The 19278-nt window shown below is 68.7% G+C and carries 17 protein-coding genes; 12 read left to right on the top strand and 5 right to left on the bottom strand.

Annotated features, from left to right (window positions below):
• Positions 1–727 precede the first annotated feature (727 nt).
• Entirely contained in the window at positions 728–2299 is a 1572-nt protein-coding gene (locus ACFXGJ_RS18505) for an MFS transporter (RefSeq protein ID WP_378622933.1), read from the top strand.
• Between the two features lie 7 nt (positions 2300–2306).
• Here ACFXGJ_RS18505 and ACFXGJ_RS18510 read toward each other — a convergent pair whose 3' ends face one another.
• Positions 2307–2924, bottom strand: a complete 618-nt coding sequence (locus tag ACFXGJ_RS18510) for a TetR family transcriptional regulator (protein WP_378622937.1) — start codon at positions 2922–2924, stop codon at positions 2307–2309.
• Positions 2925–3043: 119 nt separating this feature from the next.
• Positions 3044–3631: a hypothetical protein gene (locus ACFXGJ_RS18515; protein ID WP_378622939.1), complete on the bottom strand. Its 588-nt coding sequence runs from the start codon at positions 3629–3631 to the stop codon at positions 3044–3046.
• A 222-nt stretch (positions 3632–3853) separates the two neighbouring features.
• On the opposite strand from ACFXGJ_RS18515, the gene ACFXGJ_RS18520 reads away from it, so the two are divergent.
• The 6 genes from ACFXGJ_RS18520 (at position 3854) to ACFXGJ_RS18545 (ending at position 10815) form a co-directional block, all read left to right on the top strand.
• Positions 3854–5017, top strand: a complete 1164-nt coding sequence (locus tag ACFXGJ_RS18520) for a Rieske 2Fe-2S domain-containing protein (RefSeq protein WP_378622941.1) — start codon at positions 3854–3856, stop codon at positions 5015–5017.
• 43 nt (positions 5018–5060) lie between these two features.
• Positions 5061–6242 carry an acyl-CoA dehydrogenase family protein gene (locus tag ACFXGJ_RS18525; RefSeq protein ID WP_378622944.1) on the top strand — a complete coding sequence of 394 codons (1182 nt, stop codon included), beginning with the start codon at positions 5061–5063 and terminating at the stop codon, positions 6240–6242.
• A 31-nt stretch (positions 6243–6273) separates the two neighbouring features.
• On the top strand, positions 6274–7179 hold the full coding sequence (bphC, locus tag ACFXGJ_RS18530; RefSeq protein ID WP_378622947.1) for a biphenyl-2,3-diol 1,2-dioxygenase: 906 nt from the start codon (positions 6274–6276) through the stop codon (positions 7177–7179).
• Positions 7180–7290: 111 nt separating this feature from the next.
• A complete protein-coding gene (locus ACFXGJ_RS18535) occupies positions 7291–8766 on the top strand; it encodes an FAD-dependent oxidoreductase (RefSeq protein WP_378622950.1) in 1476 nt (491 codons plus the stop codon).
• Positions 8767–9028: 262 nt separating this feature from the next.
• Positions 9029–9892: an IclR family transcriptional regulator gene (locus ACFXGJ_RS18540; RefSeq protein ID WP_378622952.1), complete on the top strand. Its 864-nt coding sequence runs from the start codon at positions 9029–9031 to the stop codon at positions 9890–9892.
• Positions 9889–10815: an alpha/beta hydrolase gene (locus tag ACFXGJ_RS18545; RefSeq protein ID WP_378622955.1), complete on the top strand. Its 927-nt coding sequence runs from the start codon at positions 9889–9891 to the stop codon at positions 10813–10815. Before ACFXGJ_RS18540 ends, ACFXGJ_RS18545 begins: the two co-directional genes overlap by 4 nt.
• Positions 10816–10818: 3 nt before the next feature.
• Here ACFXGJ_RS18545 and ACFXGJ_RS18550 read toward each other — a convergent pair whose 3' ends face one another.
• A complete protein-coding gene (locus ACFXGJ_RS18550; RefSeq protein WP_378622974.1) occupies positions 10819–11436 on the bottom strand; it encodes a PadR family transcriptional regulator in 618 nt (205 codons plus the stop codon).
• Positions 11437–11633: 197 nt separating this feature from the next.
• Here ACFXGJ_RS18550 and ACFXGJ_RS18555 point away from each other — a divergent pair, with 197 nt between their 5' ends.
• The gene (locus ACFXGJ_RS18555; RefSeq protein ID WP_378622957.1) at positions 11634–12152 is read left to right on the top strand and encodes a flavin reductase family protein; all 519 of its coding nucleotides are present in this window, start codon (positions 11634–11636) and stop codon (positions 12150–12152) included.
• Positions 12153–12168: 16 nt separating this feature from the next.
• Here the strand turns inward: ACFXGJ_RS18555 and ACFXGJ_RS18560 are convergent, their stop codons facing one another.
• The gene (locus ACFXGJ_RS18560; RefSeq protein WP_378622960.1) at positions 12169–13797 is read right to left on the bottom strand and encodes an AMP-binding protein; all 1629 of its coding nucleotides are present in this window, start codon (positions 13795–13797) and stop codon (positions 12169–12171) included.
• Positions 13798–13943: 146 nt separating this feature from the next.
• Between ACFXGJ_RS18560 and ACFXGJ_RS18565 the strand changes: the two genes are divergently transcribed.
• Genes ACFXGJ_RS18565 through ACFXGJ_RS18575 form a run of 3 tightly spaced genes read left to right on the top strand, consistent with a single transcriptional unit; the run spans position 13944 to position 16282 of the window.
• Positions 13944–14315: a nuclear transport factor 2 family protein gene (locus ACFXGJ_RS18565; protein ID WP_378622963.1), complete on the top strand. Its 372-nt coding sequence runs from the start codon at positions 13944–13946 to the stop codon at positions 14313–14315.
• Positions 14316–14346: 31 nt separating this feature from the next.
• Complete coding sequence (locus tag ACFXGJ_RS18570) at positions 14347–16008, top strand: FAD-binding protein (RefSeq protein WP_378622966.1); 1662 nt, start codon at positions 14347–14349, stop codon at positions 16006–16008.
• Positions 16009–16024: 16 nt separating this feature from the next.
• On the top strand, positions 16025–16282 hold the full coding sequence (locus tag ACFXGJ_RS18575; RefSeq protein WP_378622969.1) for a hypothetical protein: 258 nt from the start codon (positions 16025–16027) through the stop codon (positions 16280–16282).
• A gap of 126 nt (positions 16283–16408) precedes the next feature.
• Here the strand turns inward: ACFXGJ_RS18575 and ACFXGJ_RS18580 are convergent, their stop codons facing one another.
• Positions 16409–17257 carry an alpha/beta fold hydrolase gene (locus ACFXGJ_RS18580; RefSeq protein WP_378622971.1) on the bottom strand — a complete coding sequence of 283 codons (849 nt, stop codon included), beginning with the start codon at positions 17255–17257 and terminating at the stop codon, positions 16409–16411.
• A gap of 441 nt (positions 17258–17698) precedes the next feature.
• Between ACFXGJ_RS18580 and ACFXGJ_RS18585 the strand changes: the two genes are divergently transcribed.
• Entirely contained in the window at positions 17699–19222 is a 1524-nt protein-coding gene (locus tag ACFXGJ_RS18585) for an MFS transporter (RefSeq protein WP_378622977.1), read from the top strand.
• The last annotated feature ends 56 nt before the right edge of the window (positions 19223–19278 follow it).

The raw sequence follows: 19278 nt of genomic DNA on the forward strand, positions 1-19278 counted from the left end.
GGTCGCGGCCCTTGTCGTGCTCGCCAATTTCGGTGTGAGAGTCGGGGAAAGGAGGTTTCGATGTCGAGTGCAGATGTCACCGGGTGGATCATCTACTCACCGTTTGTGGGAATTGTGAAGCTGGGTCAGCTCATCGGTTCGGGTTCGGCCGGACAGTAGTCGAGCCTCCTGCGTCGAGTGTGCAGCTGACCGGACGTCGCCTCGAGGGCGACTCCGCCAACTGCACCCTCGACGTTCTCGGTCGGCCCGCGTGAACGTCGCCCAGCCGCGCGCCGCGACCTGTCCGGTCGGCCGGATCGCCGCGAGCACCACGTCCACGCGCCGCTCCCCGTCCGCGACGTACTCCCCGGCGATCTCGCCTTTGCAGGTCAACGCCTTCCCCGCCGGCACCGTCCCCGTCGATCGGTTTCGGAACCGGCGCACCGACTGGGGTCCGAGCCGGTCGGTCGCGTAGTTCCCCGGCCGATCCGCGGCGGTCGAGATCGCATTCGCGGACCCACCGTGGGTCCAGGCCTTCGCGACGAGTCGGCCGTCGCCGTCGCGAAACGCGGTGGGTCGCTCCGCATCCCCGCCGAGCGGCGCGTCGCAATTCCCGTCACAGAGACACCCTCGACGTGACGGACATTACAGTCTAGGCTGGCCGACCGATGGGTCAGTCAGCCTGCTCCCCCCGTGGAGCGGGTCACACCCTGTCCCGATGAACCGAATCCACGAAAGGAGCGTCATCGTGCAATCCCACACCTCCCTCGGCGGCACGCCGCAGACCAGCAGCGACGGCGAAGCGTCGGATCGCGTGCGGCCCGTATGGAACTGGCGTGTGGCCCTGTCGCTCGCCGCGATCGTTGCGGTGCTGGAAGTGGCCGCGCTCAGCTACCCCTTGGTCGGGATGGCGGTTCCCGACATCGCCACCCGTTTCCACACCACGCAAGACGGGTGGATCATGGCGGCGTTCGTCATCGTCGGCGCGGCCGCGTCGCCCATGGTCGGCAAACTTGCCGATCTGTACGGCACGCGGCAGGTGCTGTTGAGCTGCATCGTGTTGTCCGGCGCCGGCGCCCTCCTGTGCGCGGTCGCGACGAACTACGGGACGTTCCTCGCCGGCCGGTCCCTGTCGGGCCTGATGCTGCCGTGTCTGTTCCTGAGCTACTCGCTGATTCGAGATGTCTTCCCGCCCAGTACCGTTCCGCTAGCGGCATCGATCGCCACGTCGGCTGTCGGGCTGGCACTTGTCCCGGCCCCGCTCCTGACCGGATGGCTGGCCGTCGACCACGGATTCCGTGGCCTGTTCTGGTTCATGGGGCTGCTGTTGAGCGCTTCGGCCATCGCAGTCGTGCTCACCACGCCCGAATCACCGGTGCGGCTGCGCGCACGAGTCGGCGTGCGGGGCGCAGCCGTGCTCGGCGTCGGTCTCGCCGGTCTGCTCGGTGGGGTCTCCCAGGGACCGGTCGTGGGATGGACCGCGGCGGTCCCACTGTCCTTGCTCGCCACCGGCATTGCCGCGATCGTCATCTGGGTCGCGACCGCGGCGGCGACCGGAGACGCGTTGATCGACATCAGGCTGTGGCGTCGGCGGCCGGTGCTGCTGACCGCGATGGCTGCGGGGTGCATCTACGCAACGACGAGCCTGTACTCGATGCTGTTGCCGATGCTCACCAGGACCCCGGCAATGCTCGGACTCGGCTACGGGTTCGGTGTCGATGAACAGGGCGCGGCGGTCTTCCAGATTCCGATCGGTGTGCTGGGCGTGCTGGGCGGCCTCGTCGTCGGTGTCCTTGTCGGCCGGAACATCGCCTCGCCGCGACTGTTGATCTCGCTCGGGACGGTCTCGGTCGCCGTCGGGTGCACCGTGACGGCCTACGCCCACGACAGCGAGCTGCTGTTGACTGTCCTCGCCGGGACGGTCGGCCTGGGGGCCGGGCTGGTAAATGCGGCGACACCGAATCTCGTGTTCCGGGCCGTGCCGTCGGAGTTGCAGGCCTCGACCTCCGCGCTGGTCGGTATGTTCCAGACCGTGGGGCCGGCGATCGTGCCGATTCTCGCGTTCGCCGTGATGAACGGCTCCCACGTCGCGCAACTGCCCCCGATGATCACCAGCATGCTCAACGGCGCAATCGTCTACACCGACAGCGGATTCACGATGGGATTCCTGATCGCGGCCGCCGTCGCCCTGCTCGGGTTGTGTGCCGCCGTGCTCCTCCCCCGCAGGATCGTCCAGGTCGATGTCGACTCGATCGTGGCCGGCGGTGTCGGTCCATCTAGCGACGAAGATGCGGGTCGTCTTGTGGAACAAGGGAATTGACGCGTTGTCAATCCTGATTCGGTGCGAAATCGCGACGCAGGAGTGAGGTGAGTATCCGCAGGGCCGCCACCGCGTCCAGGGACGCGTCGCGTAGCCAGAGTTCGGTCAGGCCGGTGAACGCGCCTACCAGGAGCAGCGCGGTGGCGTCAGCGTCGATGTCGGCGCGGAGGTCCCCGGCCTCGACGCTCTGCTCGATCACCCGGGCGAGGTCGGTCCGATACGTGCGGATGCGCTCATCGGACCACTCGTGCGCGACCTCGGGGGCATCCGCCGAACCGAACAGGGCCAGATGGCTGAGCCGGGCGAGCTCGCGGTTGCCCCCGTTGCGCACCGCCAGCGCCTCGAGGATGTCGAGCGCCCGCACCGCTGCGGGCCCCTCGAAGGCACGATCCACCTCCACGGCGTCGAACGCCTGCTGGTCCCGTTCGACGAGCACCGCCGACAGCAGGGCCTCCTTGCTGGGGAAATGATGCAGCACCCCGGACCGTGAGATGCCCGCGGCCGCGGCGACGGCTGACAGCGACGTCCCGCGGTACCCGTTCTCCGCGAAGAGGGTCAGGGCGGCGGCGAGGATCTGGCTCCGCCGCGCCGCGCCGCTCTGCTCGGCAACGCGTGTTCTCGCCATTCGCTCTCACACCTGCCAACGGGTTCCGTCCCGACCGACCACTCCGGTCGCCAGGCTACTGTCCGTCACCCGGCAGGGTGGGCGGGGCAGACTCGCCGACCCGGTGGCGCACGCTCCGGTCAGGCGGCGCGGGCGAAGGTGGCCCAGGCGCGGGCCGCGACATGTCCGCCCTGCCCGGTTGCGGTGAGGACGACGTCGACGCGCGCCTCCCCGTCGGCGGTGTACTCCTGCACCACCTCGCCGGAGCACGACAGCGTCTCGTCGGCCGCGACCGCGGTCACCAGGCGGGTGCGGAACCGTCGCACCGATTCCGCACCGAGCCAGTCGGTGGCGTAGTCGGCGAGCTGTCCGACCACCGTGGTGTCGCCGCCGGCGCCCTGCGTCCACGCGTCGGCGATCAGCCGGCCGTCCGCGTCGCGGTACTCGGTGATCCGGTCGTACTCACCGTCGCGCACGGTCACGGTCAGCTGGTCGCCGGCGCGCGGCGGTGCACCGAAGAAGCGGCAGTCGCGTTCCGAGGGGACGTCGTGGGCGCCCGCGACCGAGTCGGTTCCGCACAGGTACGTCGGCGGCACCACCGGTAGCTCGGCGTCCCGGTACGCACGGTGCGTCGACCTGGTGGCCTCGGCGAACTCGAGAATGCTCGCTCGGTCGAGTGCGACGGTGCGCGGCGCGAACGCCGGTGCCTCTGCGGTTGTAGCGGTCATCTGTCCGCACCTCCTGGGTCGGTTGCTCCCCACGAAGGTATGCCCGGGCCGAAGCGGCCCGAACCGCTCTTCCCGCTGATCGGGAGGCCGACGGGACCGGTGTGCTGGGCCGTCGGGAAAGCGTCCCGCTGATTGGGAGAGCCTCCTGAAATCGCCCCGCCTCGCCCTGACTATGAAACACATCACACCACTGGGTGTACGAGCGCGAGAGAAGAGGTAACGATGGCGCTGCAATCGGAGTCCGGCGTGGACGAGGTCAGGATGATCGAGGCGGCGGCAGCCCCGACCCGGTTCGCCCGCGGTTGGCATTGCCTGGGCCTGCTGAAGTCCTTCCAGGACGGTAAGCCCCACCAGATCGACGCCTTCGGCACGTCGCTCGTGGTCTTCCAGTCGGAATCCGACGGCAAGCTCAACGTGCTCGACGCCTACTGCCGGCACATGGGCGGCAATCTCGCCCAGGGCACCGTCAAGGGCGACTCGATCGCCTGCCCGTTCCACGACTGGCGCTGGGGCGGCAACGGCAAGTGCACCGGCATCCCCTACGCCCGCCGCGTCCCGCCGCTCGCCCGCACCCGCACCTGGCCGACCCTCGAGCGCAACGGCCAGCTGTACGTCTGGCACGACCCGCAGGGCAGCAAGCCCACCGAGGACGTCAGCATCCCCGAGATCGAGGGCTTCGGTTCCGACGAGTGGACCGCGTTGACCTGGAACTCCATGCTGATCGAGGGCTCGCACTGCCGCGAGATCGTCGACAACGTCGTGGACATGGCGCACTTCTTCTACGTGCACTACTCGTTCCCGCGCTTCTTCAAGAACGTCTTCGAGGGCCACGTCGCCACCCAGTACATGCGCTCGACCCCGCGCCACGACATCTCGGTGGGCACCAGCTACGACGACCCGAACTCCACCCTGCGTTCGGATGCCTCGTACTTCGGCCCGTCGTACATGATCGACTGGCTGTGGAGCGACGCCCAGGGCATGACCATCGAGACGGTACTGGTCAACTGCCACTACCCGGTCGACGAGAACTCCTTCGTGCTGCAGTACGGCGCGATGGTCAAGAAGCCGCAGGGGATGTCCGACGAGGCGGCCGAGGGCATGGCGAAGCAGTTCGCCGAGGGCGTCGAGATGGGCTTCGAGCAGGACGTCAAGATCTGGAAGAACAAGGCGCCCATCGACAACCCGTTGCTGTCCGAGGAGGACGGCCCGGTGTACCAGCTGCGCCGTTGGTACAAGCAGTTCTACGTGGACGTCGAGGACGTCACCGAGGACATGACCAAGCGCTTCGAATTCGAGATCGACACCGATCGGGCCGTGCAGAGCTGGGAAGCAGAGGTCGCCGAGAACATCGCCAACGGCGTCGTGCCGCTCCAGAGCAACGCCTGACCGCACCCAGCCAGACTTACCGCTAGACAAGAAGGAATCGAAGATGACGAACAAGGCGCTCGACAACATCATGGAGATCGCGGATCAGCTCCGCGAGCAGGCGACGGAGGCCGAGCGGATCGGTCGGCTGCCCGACGAGACCGCCAAGAAGCTCAAGGCGGCAGGCGCGATCAAGCAGCTGCAGCCGAAGCAGTACGGCGGATTCGAGGTGCACCCGCGTGCCTTCTCCGAGACCGTGATGAAGGCGGCCTCCCTCGACCCGGCCACCGGCTGGGTGTGCGGCATCGTCGGCGTCCACCCCTGGCAGCTCGCCTTCGCGGACCCGAAGGTCCAGGAGGAGATCTGGGGCGAGGACGACAACACCTGGGTCGCGTCCCCCTACGCCCCGACCGGAATCGCGAAGCCGGTCGACGGTGGCTACATCTTCAACGGCCGCTGGCAGTTCTCCTCCGGCACGGACCACTGTGACTGGATCTTCCTCGGCGCCATGGAAGGCGACAAGGACGGCAACATGGCCCTGCCGCCGCGGATGCTGCACATGATCCTGCCCCGCAAGGACTACGAGATCGTCGAAGACTCGTGGAACGTGGTGGGCCTCAAGGGCACCGGCTCGAAGGACATCATCGTTCGCGACGCCTTCGTGCCGTCGTACCGCGTCATGGACGGCGACGAGGTGATCAACGGAACGGCGCAGAAGAACGCCGGCATGACCGAGACCCTGTTCAAGATGCCGTGGTCCACCATGTTCCCGCTCGGCATCTCCTCGGCCGTCGTCGGCATCGCCGAGGGCGCCCTCGCCGCGCACCTGGACTACCAGCGCGACCGCGTCGGCGCCCAGGGCACCGCGGTCAAGGACGACCCGTACGTGCTGTTCGCCATCGGCGAGGCCGCCGCCGACATCAACGCCGCGCGCCAGGAGCTGCTGGCCAACGTCGACAAGCATTGGGACATCGTCGAGTCCGGCAAGGAGGTCTCGTTCGAGGACCGCGCCGCCGGCCGTCGTACCCAGGTCCGCGCCGCGTGGCGGGCCGTCGCCGCCGTCGACCAGATCTTCGCCCGCTCGGGTGGCAACGCGATGCGCATGGACAAGCCGCTGCAGCGCTACTGGCGTGACGCCCACGTCGGTCTCGCGCACGCCATCCACGTGCCCAGCACCGTGTACCACGCTTCCGCGGTGAGCTCGCTCGGCCTCGAGCCGGCCGACAACCTCAAGTCGATGATCTGACCGACACCAATCTCGAAGAAGGACAACAAGAATGACCGACATCAAGGGACTTGGCTACGTCAAGGTCCAGACCAACGACATCGAGCGCTGGCGTAAGTTCGCGTTCGAGGTGCTCGGCTTCGCCGAGGGCAGCGGACCGGACGAGAACGCCCTCTACCTCCGGATGGACGAGCGCGCCGCCCGCATGATGGTCGTGCCCGGCGACACCGACGAGATCGTCACCATCGGCTGGGAGGTGCGTGACCGCGCCGCCCTGCTCCGCGTGCAGCAGGCCGTCGAGGCCGCCGGCATCGCGGTCAAGCCGCTCTCGCTGGAGGAGGCCGACGCCCGCCGGGTCGAGGAGGTCATCACCTTCCAGGATCCGACCGGCGCGACCCTCGAGATCTTCCACGGCGCGGTGCTCGACCACAGCCCCGTGGTGACCCCGTTCGGCGCGAAGTTCGTCACCGGCGCACAGGGCCTGGGCCACGTCGTGCTCCCGACCATGGACCCGAACGGCAGCTTCGACTTCTACACCGAGGTCCTCGGCTTCCTGCCGCGCGGCGCCTTCCGCATCCCGGCCCCGCCGGAGTTCGGTCCCATGCGCGTGCGCTTCATGGGCGTCAACGAGCGGCACCACAGCCTGGCGCTGTGCCCCGCGCCGCACGGCGGTGCCCCCGGCCTGGTGCACATCATGGTCGAGGTCGACACCCTGGACGCGGTCGGCCAGGCGCTCGACCGGGTAGTCAAGGACGGCTTCTCGGTCTCCTCGACCCTGGGCCGCCACACCAACGACAAGATGGTGTCCTTCTACGTCCGCGCTCCCGGTGGCTGGGACGTCGAGTTCGGTACCGAGGGCATGAAGGTAGACGAGAAGTACTACTCCGCGGAGGAGATCACCGCCGACAGCTACTGGGGCCACGACTGGTCCGGCAGCGAGCCCCTGGCGGCGATGTAACACCAGCCCACCCACCTTCGCGCGCGGTTCCACCGCTCGCGTGCGCAGCAGCGCATGCGAGCACTGGAATCGCGCGCGAGGTGTATCCAGACCCGTTCAGGAAGGAAACCGATGAGCAGCAACACCAAGACGGTCCGGCCGAGGCCGGCCGCCCTGATCACCCAGTGGGACCACGAGGCCGACGTGGTGGTGGCCGGATACGGCGTCGCCGGCGCGTCCGCCGCCGTGGCCGCGGCCCAGGAGGGCGCCGACGTGCTGGTGCTCGAACGCACCGGCGGTTGGGGCGGCGCCGCCGCGATGGCGGGCGGGTTCATCTACCTCGGTGGTGGCACCCCGCTCCAGAAGGCTTGCGGCTTCGAGGATTCCGTCGAGAGCATGAAGGCCTTCATGACCGAGGCGCTCGGCCCGGGCGTGGACGCCGAGAAGATCGACGCCTACTGCCAGGGCAGTGTCGACCACTACGGCTGGCTGGTCGAGTGCGGCGTGCCGTTCAAGGCGAGCTTCTGGGGCGAGCCCGGCTGGGAGCCGCCGGGAGACGACGGCCTGCAGTACACCGGCGGCGAGAACGCCGCCCCGTTCGCCGCGACCATCCCGCCGGCGCCGCGCGGGCACGTGCCGCAGATGGCGGACAAGCAGTCCGGCGGTGAGCGCGGCGGCGGCTACATGCTGATGAAGCCGCTCACCGACACCGCGGCCGCCCTCGGTGTGCGCTCGGTCTACGACACCCGCGCGCAGACGCTGGTCACCGACGAGTCCGGCCGGGTGGTGGGCGTGGTGGCGACGCAGTACGGGAAGGAGGTCACCATCCGGGCCCGCCGCGGTGTGGTGCTCGCGACCGGCAGCTTCGCCTACAACGACCGGATGGTCGAGGCGTACGCGCCGCGGCTGGTCGGCCGGCCCGCCGCGTCGATCGAGGAGCACGACGGCCGCGCGATCCAGATGGCGCAAGCGCTCGGCGCCGACCTGGCGCACATGGACGCCACCGAGGTCGCGTTCTTCTGCGATCCCCAGCTGTTCGTGCGCGGCATCCTGGTCAACGGCCGGGGGCAGCGCTTCATCAACGAGGACACCTACCCCGGCCGGGTCGGGCAGGCGACCCTGATCGAGAACCAGAACCAGGCGTTCCTGGTGATCGACGAGGCCGCGTACGAGGAGGCCTTGACCACCCCCACCGCCACCCCGTTCCTGCGGCATCAGCCGACGTGGGTGTGCGAGACGGTCGAGGAGCTCGAGGCGGAGATGGGACTGCCCGGGGGCACCCTGCAGTCCACCGTCGAGGTCTACAACCGGCACGCCGCGGACGGCCAGGACCCGGTGCTCGGCAAGAAGGCGGAATGGGTCAAGCCGATCGGGTCGCCGGTCGCGGCGATCGACCTGCGCGGGTTCACCGGCGGATTCACTCTCGGCGGGCTGCGCACCAGCGTCGATTCCGAGGTGCTGCACGTCTCCGGCGAGCCGATCCCCGGTCTGTTCGGCGCCGGCCGCTGCACCGCAGGCGTGTCCGCGGGCGGCTACGCGAGCGGCGCGTCGCTCGGCGACGGCAGCTTTTTCGGTCGGAGGGCAGGCCGGAGCGCCGCCAAGGGCTGATCCCGCTGAGCGGTCGGTATCCGCAGGTCAACGAGGGGTTCTCGAGTCGATTCGTCGATTCGGGAACCCCTCGTTCCGTCGAGTGGGAGAAACCGACCTCGCGGTCGTGTGTGACAGACCACATTTTGCGTGATATCAATTAGGCGTATTCCTAATAGGAATACATCGGATCGGAATCCCTCGCCGGTTCGACGCACCGCCTGCGAGCCCGGCAGCCAGGATCTCCCCTGGTGGCCGCGCCGCCCTCACGTCCGGAGGATCGATGACAACTCAGCTCGAAGCCAACACCCCGACCGCGGTTCTCGACCGCGTCTCGCTGGTCCTGGATGCCTTCGACGGTCCCGGGCGTCTGACGCTGGCGCAGATCGTGCGCCGCACCGGACTGCCGCGGTCCTCCGCGCACCGGATGCTCGAGCGCCTCGTGCAACTGCGTTGGCTGCGTCGCGAGGGTCGCGACTACGAGCTGGGCATGCGACTGGTGGAACTCGGGTCGCTCGCGGTCCATCAGGACCGGCTGCACCGCGCGGCGCTGCCGTTCCTGCACGAACTGCACCGGGTGACCGGACACGTCGTGCACCTGGCCATCCTCGACGGACCCGACGTGGTGTACCTGGAGAAGATCGGCGGACGGATGGCCGCGGCCATCCCGACCCGCGTCGGCGGTCGCTACCCCGCGCACTGTACGGCGGTCGGCAAGGCCATCCTCGGCTTCAGCGGCGAGGACCAGCTCACCGACTTCGACGCCGACCTGCTCGGCCGCAAGACGAAGTACTCCATTTCCACGGGCGCCCAGCTGCGCACGGAGTTGGCGAAGGTCCGTGCCCACGGCATCGCCTTCGAGCGCGAGGAATCCCTGCCCGGATTCGGTTGTGTCGCAGCGCCGATCGGCAACATCGGTGAGGCCGTTGCCGCCGTCTCGATCTGTGGACCGATCGCACAGATGAAGCTCGATCACCGGCTCGCCGCACCGGTGCGGATGACGGCCCTCGGCATCTGGCGCAACGTCGAGGGCGGACCCGTCCGGGTGCAGCCGACGCTCCAGCAGCAGCCCCGCCCGCTGACCGGCGGTCCCGCGCGTCCCCGGCCCATCGCGGCCGCCCCGCTGCAGGATCTGCAGTACGCATGAGCGGAGACGCCGAGGTGGTGGCACTGCTCGAGGTGCTCGAGGCCGGATTCCCGAAGATCGAGGAGATGACCGGGCCGGAGGCCCGCGCCGCCATCCGATCGCGGTACCGGGCCCCCGCCGACCCCGAGCCGATCTCGCGAACCGAGGATCGGACGATCCCCGGCCTCGCGTCCGAGATTCCGGTTCGGATCTACTGGCCGACAACGGAATCCGCAACCGGTCCGGCCCCGGTCGTGGTGTTCGCGCACGGCGGCGGGTTCGTCTTCTGCGACCTCGACACCCACGACGGGCTCTGCCGGGCGATGGCGAACGGCGTCGGTGCGATCGTGGTGTCGGTCGACTACCGGCTCGCCCCGGAGTCGGCCTGGCCGGCGGCAGCGGAGGACGTGTACGCGGCGGTCGAGTGGGCGTCCGCGCACGCCGGCGAACTAGGCGGCGACCCCAGTCGATTGGTGGTCGCGGGCGACAGCGCGGGCGGAAACCTCGCCGCGGTCGCCGCGCTGAAGTCCCGGGACGACGGCGGTCCGTCGATCGCGGCCCAGTTGCTGCTGTACCCGGTGATCGCCGCGGATTTCGAGACCGACTCTTACCGCCGGTTCGGCGCCGGGTACTACAACACCCGCGCGGCCATGCAGTGGTACTGGGACCAGTACGTCCCGGTCGCCGACCGCGACCACCCCCACGCCTCGCCGATCCGGGCGGAGCTGGCCGATCTGCCGCCCGCGGTGGTCGTGACCGCCGGCTGCGACCCGCTCTGCACCGAGGGCGACGCGTACGCCGATGCGCTTGCCGCGGCGGGTGTTCCGGTGACCCATCGTCGATACGACGACGGCATCCACGGCTTCATGACACTGAGCGTGCTGACCCTCGCGGGAGTGGCGCGGCGGCAGGCCTGGACCGACCTGCGCGAACTGCTCGGCTAGGCGTCATTCCAGGTCGGGGTTGGCGGCCTCGGTTTCCTCCTCGACCTGACGCCACAGCCCGGGCGTGGGCTTCGGGAAGCCGGCGTCGTCCCCGTCCTGGACCTGGGCGAGGACGGCGGCGGCCTCGTCGATGTCGGCGATCAGCAGCTCCGCCAGCTCTCGCTCGGCGGCGTAGTAGCGCTCGGACCACCGCAGCACGATCTTGGAATAGGCCCAGGCCGGTTCCTTGTCCGCGCCCGCGGCGTCGGCCGCCGCGCGACGTTCCATCTTCCGCGTGTACTCGATGTGCTCGCGCAGGATCTCCTTGAGCCGTTCGGGCTTGTTCAGGTGACCGAGCCAGATGCGGAGCATCACACCGTGTTTGAGCATCGGCGGGTCGATCGGGGCCTCGTTCGACCATTTCCGGACCGCGGCGGTGCCGGATTCGGTGATCTTGTAGAGGCGTCGGCCCCGCACGCCGTTGTCGTGCTGGACCCGGGAGGTGACGAATCCGTGCTTCTCGAGCTTCTTCAGTTCGGTGTAGACCTGGCTGAACGACGGGCTCCAGTAGAAGAACTTGATGCTCCAGTCGGCCCACTTCTTGAGCTCGTAACCGGAGAGCTCCTCCTCGAATGCGAGCATGCCGAGGACCGCCCAGCTCGTTGCCGGCAGGCTTGGTAGGTCAGACTCGGAGGCCGATTCGGTCGGTGCCACGCCGGAAGCCTAACAATTGGACAAGTGACCCAGTCAGGGTGAGCTACCACTGACCGGGACGGTGGATGGCGTGGCGTGCACCCGCACCCGATCCTGGTAATTGCCCGTTTCGTCAGGAGGAACCCATGAGTGCAGAGAACATCGCCGTCGCCGAGCAGGAGACCCTGTCCGCGCCCGACGCCGCCACCCTCAGGAAGGTGATGGGTCACTTCTGCACCGGAGTCGCGGTGATCGCCGCCCACGACGGCGAGCGCCCGCTCGGGTTCGCCTGCCAGTCCGTGGTGTCGGTGTCCCTGGAGCCGCCGTACATCTCCTTCTGCCCGGCGAAGACCTCCACCAGCTGGCCGCTGCTGCGCGAGGCCGGCGAGCTCTGCATCAACATCCTTTCCCACGACCAGAAGGACGTGTGCTCGAACTTCGCGGTCAGCGGCGGTGACAAGTTCGCCGAGATCGACTGGAGCCCGGCGGGCAACGGGGCCCCTGCACTCGGTGGCTCGCTCGCCCGGATCGAGGCCACCGTCGAACTCGAGCACGACGCCGGCGACCACACGATCGTGCTGGCCCGGATCACCGCTCTGACCGCGGACCCCGACGGCCGGCCGCTGCTGTTCTTCAAGGGCGGCTTCGGCGGCTTCGCGGGCTGAGCGCAGTACTGCAGCGTCAGCCGCGCTGGCGCTGCAGTGCCAGTTCCCGCAGATCGCGGCGTGAGGGCTTCCCGGACGCGATCCGTGGCATCTCGCTGAGCAGGACGACCTCCGACGGGACCTTGTATCCGGCGAGCAGGTTGCGGCAGTGCGCGAGCAGTTCGGTCTCCGCCAGCGTGTGGCCCGAACGCGGCACCACGTACGCGATGCCGCGTTCGCCGAGTCGCTCGTCGGGCACGGCGACGACCGCCACCTCCCCGACGGCCTGGACCTGGCTGAGGGCCTGTTCCACCTCGGAGGGGTACACGTTGAACCCGCCGACGATGAACATGTCGCCGATGCGATCGACGATCCGCAGATTGCCGCCCGCGTCGAGCATTCCGACGTCCCCGGTGTGCAGCCAGCCGTCCGGGTCGATCGCCTCGGCGGTGGCCGCTTCGTCCTCGAAGTAGCCCGACATCACGTTGAAGCCCCGCACCAGCACCTCGCCCGCGATGCCGTGGTCGACGGTGGCGCCGGCCGCGTCGACCACCCGTACCTCCACGCCGGGGAGCGGAGGCGCTCCGAGTGCCGCGGCGCTGGTGTCGGCCGTCGGGTGCCGGGCCGACACCGTGCCCGCCGACTCGGTCAGGCCGTATCCCGTCACGATGAACGGGATCCCGAGCTCGGCGCTGATCCGATCGAGCAGTCCGGTGGAGACGGTCGTGGACCCGGTGACCGCAAGCCGCGGCGGGCGGTAGGTCTCGTTGGTGCCGTCGCTCAGCGCACCCATCAGGTCGGTGAACAGTGTCGGAGGGCCGGACAACACCGTGATCGATTCCTGGCCGATCAGGGTCAGGGCAGAGGAGGCGTCGAACACGTCCACGGCCACGTAGCAACCGCCGCAGAGCAACGCGGCGAGCAGACCGGCGTTGAGGCCCATCGAGTGCGACAGCGGCGTCACGCCGAGGATCCGGTCCCCCGCGCCGATCCGAAGTCGCTCGGACAACGCGCGGTACATGCGAACCAGCTGACCGTGGCGGAGCACCACGCCCTTGGGCTGCCCGGTCGACCCGGAGGTCGACATGACGTAGGCGACGTCCTCGGGGGCGGGCGGGACCGTGCGGCCGGGGGCCGACAGGTCGACCGGCCGCGGCTTCGCGGCGCACCCGAGGAACTGCGTCCAGCTGGTGATGTGGACGTCCGGCTCGCGGTGGAAGTCGACGATCTGCCTGAGATCGGGCAGGCCGACGACCGGACCGTCCGGTCCCGAGACGCCGGCGGCCGCGCGGAGCATCGCGGCGTAGCCGGTGCCGAGGAACCCGTCGTCGACGAAGAGCATTCGGCTACGCGTGCGGCGGAGTTGACGGGCCGCCTCAGCGCCGCTGGCCCTGGTGTTGATCGGGACCACGACCGCACCGATGGAGTGGGCGCCGAGCGCGACGACGGCCCACCGTGCGGAATTGGGAGCCCAGAGGGCGATGCGGTCACCCTTGTGGACCCCGGCGGCGGCCATCGCCATGCCGGCTCGAGACGCGGCGGCGGCGAGCGTGTCGTAGGTCAGGCGCTCCCTGCCGTCAACGACGGCCTCCCGATCCGCATGGCTCCGCGCCGCCTCGATCAGCACCGCCCATACGGTGCCCGGTGTGATGTCGCCGACAGTCATATTGGTGGGACCGTACCCGACCGGGTGTGGGCGCGACATGCGCGTCTGCGGTCTCCCGCTGGGCGGGAACGGGGGGATCCGGCGAGCACCCGCTGTGGCTACCGTCACATGCTAAGACCACCCCTCACTGTTCCCGGGAGAATCAGATGGCTTCAGCAGACGAAATCCGCTCCGCGGTCACGAAGTACCTCGCCGCGGTCGGCGACGGGACCTCGGCAGACATTGCCGCGCTGTACGCGGAGGACGCCACCCTCGAGGATCCGGTCGGCACCGAGCCGAAGGTCGGCCGCGCGGCCATCCAGGAGTTCTACAGCGCGCTGGACGCGGTCCAGAACAAGACCGAGCTCCTCAGCCTGCGGGTCGCCGGCAACACCGCCGCCTTCCACTTCCGCGTCATCACCGAGGCCGGTGAGCAGACGATCACGGTCGAGCCCATCGACGTCATGACGTTCGACGACGAGGCCCGGATCACCAGCATGCGGGCCGTCTGGTCGCAGGAAGACATCAGCTTCAGCTGAAGCAGGCAAGGCAAGGCAAGAGAGAGATTCAATGTCAGCTAGCGAACAGTCCTGGGACCACGAGGTCGACTTCTTGGTCGTCGGCAGCGGCTGCGGCGGCCTGACCGGCGCGCTCGCCGCGAAGGACCGCGGCCTGGACACCCTCGTCATCGAGAAGGCCGGGTTCTACGGCGGCACGACCGCACTGTCCGGCGGCGGTGTCTGGGTTCCCAACAACCCGCTGCTGGTCCGTGAGGGCCTCGGCGACTCGCGCGCCGACGTGCGCACCTACCTGGACGCCGTGGTCGGCGACCGGGTGCCGTCGAAGAACCTCGACGCGTTCATCGACGAGGGCCCGAAGACGCTCGAGTTCCTCGAGACCTCCAGCCGGCACATGCGCTTCCAGTGGTGCACCGGCTACTCCGACTACCACCCCGAGCAGCCGGGTGGCCGGCCCGCCGGCCGCACCATCGAGCCGCTCCCGGTGAACCTCAAGGAGCTCGGCGAGGACGAGGCGCTGCTGCGTCCGGCCGCGCTGGCCACCCCGCCAGGACTGTTCATCACGTCGAAGGACTTCGTCCAGCTGAACATGGTGACGCGGACCTGGAAGGCGAAGTGGACCGCGCTGCTCACCGGCGTGCGGGCCGTCAAGGCCATCGTGCTGCGCCGCAACATGGACACCCTGGGCCGCGCCCTGATCGCCCGGCTGCGGCTGGCGCTCAAGGACGCCGGGGTCCCGCTGTGGCTGAACACCCCGCTGCAGTCGCTCGTCACCGACGAGTCCGGCGCCGTGGTCGGCGCGGTCGCGGAGAAGGGCGGCCGGGAATTCCGGATCCGGGCGCGCAAGGGCGTGCTGCTGGCCAGCGGCGGGTTCGAGTACAACCTCGACATGCGCAAGCGCTACCTCCCCGAGGGCGGCAAGGACAACTTCAGCGCGGCCGCGGTGGAGAACACCGGTGACGGCATCATCGCCGGCGAGAAGCTCGGTGCGGCAGTCGATCTCATGGACGATGCCTGGTGGATGCCGTCCTTCCTCCGCCCCGACGGCATCAACCAGGTGCTGGTCTCGGAGCGGTCGATCCCTCGCTCGATCATCGTCGACCAGCACGGCAAGCGGTTCACGAACGAGGCGTCGCCGTACGTGACGTTCGTGCACCAGCAGTTGGCCGGCGGCCACGAGCCGACGTGGTTCCTCTTCGACCACAAGGCCAAGAACCGCTACCCCATCGGCGGCATCATGCCGGGGCAGAAGTTCCCGAAGTCGTGGCTCGAGAGCGGCCTGATCCAGACCGCCGAGACCATCGAGGATCTCGCCGCCAAGATCGACGTCCCCGTGTCCGCGCTCGCCGATACGGTCCAGCGCTACAACGGTTTCGCCCGCGCCGGCCGGGACGAGGACTTCGACCGCGGCGTCAGCGCGTACGACAACTACTACGGTGACCCCTCGCTCCCCCAGCCCACGCTGGACGTGCTGGACAAGGGCCCGTTCTACGCGCTGCGCGTGCGCGCCGGCGACCTGGGTACCAAGGGTGGGCTGGTCTACAACGACAAGGCTCAGGTGCTTCGCGCCGACGGCGCGGTCATCGACGGCCTCTATGCGACCGGCAACACGTCGGCCGCGGTGATGGGCAACGACTACGCCGGTGCGGGCGCCACAATCGGCCCCGCGATGGTGTTCGGCTACATCGGCGCTCGGCACGCGGCCGAGGCCTAGCAGGAAGGCTCTTCTCATGCAGGAACTGAGCTGCAACAGCTGCGGCAACCGGGTGCTGGTCGAGAAGTACAGCCCCACCCACACGAGCGTGCAGTGGCTCGACGACGCGGAGTCGGCATGTCCCGAATTCGCGCGCCGGGCCGCGCTGGGCGAGCACAGCAACTGGGTGCCGACCTGTGCCGCGCTGAAGGACTCCATCGAGCGTGCCGCGTTCGAGGGCGTGATCGAGACCGACTCGCTGCGCAGCTACCCGGTGCCCGGCCAGCTGGTGTAGTCCGGTCCTGCCGACCACAACCAGGTGACCCGGTGTCACGTCCGTATCGACAGTCGTCACGGACGTGACACCGGGTCACCGGTCGTTTGCGGGGCGGCCCGGGAACGCCGTCAACGCCGGGTGCGGCTACCGATTCAGGAACTCCACCGTCAGCCGCTCGAAGTCGGCCTTGCGCTCGATCTGGGCCCAGTGCCCGCACCGTGAGAACACGTGCAGTTCCGCGTTCGGCATCTGCCGGAACGGGAACAGGCTGCCCTCGTAGGGCAGCATCCGATCGTCACGGCCCCAGACCAGCAGCGTCTCCTGCTGTACCTGTGCGGCCCTGGCCCACAACTGCGGACGGTCCGCGAAGCGCGGGTCGGAGAACGTCTGAAAGATCTTGAAGGTGTTGGCGATTGCGCCCGGAGCGAGGGCGTTCGCCAGCCGCTGATCGATCAGTTCGTCGGTGACCACGGCGGGATTGCCGACCATCGTGTCGACCCACGCGACCATGCCCTCCCGCGTCGGGTTGGCCAGGAACTCGAACAGCCGGCGCGAGCCCTCGCTGACCGGCGGCGCGAAACTGTTGACCGCCAGACCGCCCGGGCCCATGAGCACCATCCGCCGCACCCGCTCCGGGTGGGCGAGCGCGAATTCGGTACCGACGTTGCCGCCCATGGAGTTTCCGACGATGTCCACACTGTCGATGCCGAGCTCGTCGAGGAAGTAGCGGATCGCGTCGGCCGCCACCCGCGGGTACACGTCGTTCCACTCCCGGGCCGGGCTGCGCCCGAAGCCGGGCATGTCGAGGACGATCGTGCGGAAGTGCTCCGCGAACACCGGGAAGTTGCCCGCGAAGTTCGACCATCCGCTCACCCCCGGTCCGGAGCCGTGCAGCATCAGCAGCACCGGTCCGCTGCCGGCCTCGTGGTAGTGCAGCTCGTATTCGCCCCCCATCGTCCTGCTGGTGGCGTCGAAATCGAGGGTGGCCGTCATGGGGCTCCTTCTGGTGGTGGGCGTCACACTGGTGCCCCCAACGTAGCCAGCGAATGTTGCGCGCGAGGCGATCTCGGTCCGCTCATCGGGAGAGGCGGCCGCGGACGCCGGTGCCCGTCCCCTACGCTGCCCGGCCTCCCGCGTCGTGGGCGTGAACGGGCACGGTGACGACCGTCTCGTGGCGGGGGCGGTCGGACGGTGCTACACGCCCGAATTGCGCTTTAACCTCGAGATTTCGGGTCCGGATGACGCGCGAATCGTTCGGATCTCCCGCTGGGCGGAACAACGGATGGTGCGAGATGCCTCCGGGGCATTGTGATGTCGATTACACATTCAGTCGGCAAGCACCTGGTGAATGTGAACACCCACCACATGCCCGGCTCGAACACCTCGTCGGTCTCCGACACCGAGTTCCGTGGATACACCCGAAAGGACCCGATGATGGTCGCTCCAGCCCACTCCGGATCGGCGGGCTCACCGCCGCAGGATCCGAACGCGCCGCAGCGGTGGACGCCGCGCCTGATCTTCTCCCTGGCCTCGATCGTCCTCGTGCTCGAGATGCTCGCGATCAGCTACATGATGATCTCGATGGCGCAGCCTGCGATCTCGACGCACTACCAGACCACGCAGGGCGCCTGGCTGCTGACGTCCTTCCTGTTGGTCGGCGCGGTCACCGCACCGTTGATCGGCAAGCTCGCCGACATGTACGGCAAGCGCAAGCTGCTGCTGGCCTGCATCGGCGTCGCCGCGCTCGGGTCCTTCATCTGCGCGATCGCCTCGAGCTACGCGATCATGATCGTCGGCCGGTCCCTCTCGGGCCTGCTGATCCCGTGCCTGTTCCTGAGCTACTCGCTCATTCGTGACGTGTTCCCGGCGAAGAAGGTCGCGCTGGCCGTCAGCATCGCGACCAGCGGCATGGGCCTGATCGCCATCCCGGCGCCGTTCATCACGGGCTGGCTGATCGACAACCACGGCTTCCGCAGCATCTTCTGGTTCTTCGTCATCGGCCTCGTCGTGCTCGGCGCGATGATCATGTTCAGCACCGACGAGACCACCATCCGGCTGCGTTCACGCCTCGATGTCCTCGGTGCGGTCCTGCTCGGCGCCGGCCTGGCGGGCGTCCTGGTCGCGATCAGCTTCGGCCCGACCTGGGGCTGGAAGTCGGGCTCGACCCTGACCTACCTGTTCGGTGGCATCGCGCTGATCGTGGCGTGGCTGGTCACGGCCGGAACCGTCAAGGAGCCGCTGATCGACCTCAAGGTGCTGCGTCGTCGCCCGGTAATCCTGACCGCCGCCGCTGCCGGCTGTGTCTACGGCGTCAGCGGCCTGTACACGCTGCTGCTGCCGATGCTCGCCATGACGCCCGCGATCATGGGCCTCGGCTACGGATTCGGCGTCGACGCCGAGGGATTCGCGATCTTCCAGGCGCCGATCGGCGCCATGACCGTGGTCGGTGGCCTGATCGTCGGCATCCTCGTCGGTCGTCAGTTCGCCAAGCCGCGTCTTCTGATGGCCATCGGCATGATCTCCGCCGCGCTCGGCTGCGCCCTGACCGCGTACTCGCATGACAGCAAGCCCTCGCTGATCCTGTTCGCCGGCCTGGTCGGCCTCGGCATGGGTATGGGCTACGCGGCCGTGCCGAACCTGCTGATCGAGGCGGTGCCGCCGCAGCTGCAGGCCTCCACCGCGAGCATCGTCGGCGTCTTCCAGAGCATCTTCCCGGCCGTCCTGCCGGTCATCGCGTTCACCGTGATGAACAACTCGCACATCGCGCCGATCCCGCCGGAGATGACCGGTGGCTTCGTGTTCTACGACGACAACGGCTTCAAGATCGCGTTCCTGATCGGCGCCGTCGCCGCGATCGTGGGCCTGGTGTTGGCGCTGCTGCTGCCGCGCAGGATCGAGCAGGCGACGGTGTCGCCCGACCAGATCGCGGACGAGCCGGTGATGGTCACCGCCGACTGATCCACCACCGCCGCACACATGGGTGAAGGGACCCAGCATTCGGTCAGACCGAATGC

The organism is Rhodococcus sp. NPDC059234, assembly GCF_042754225.1.
In the GTDB taxonomy this organism is placed as follows: Bacteria; Actinomycetota; Actinomycetes; order Mycobacteriales; family Mycobacteriaceae; genus Rhodococcus_G.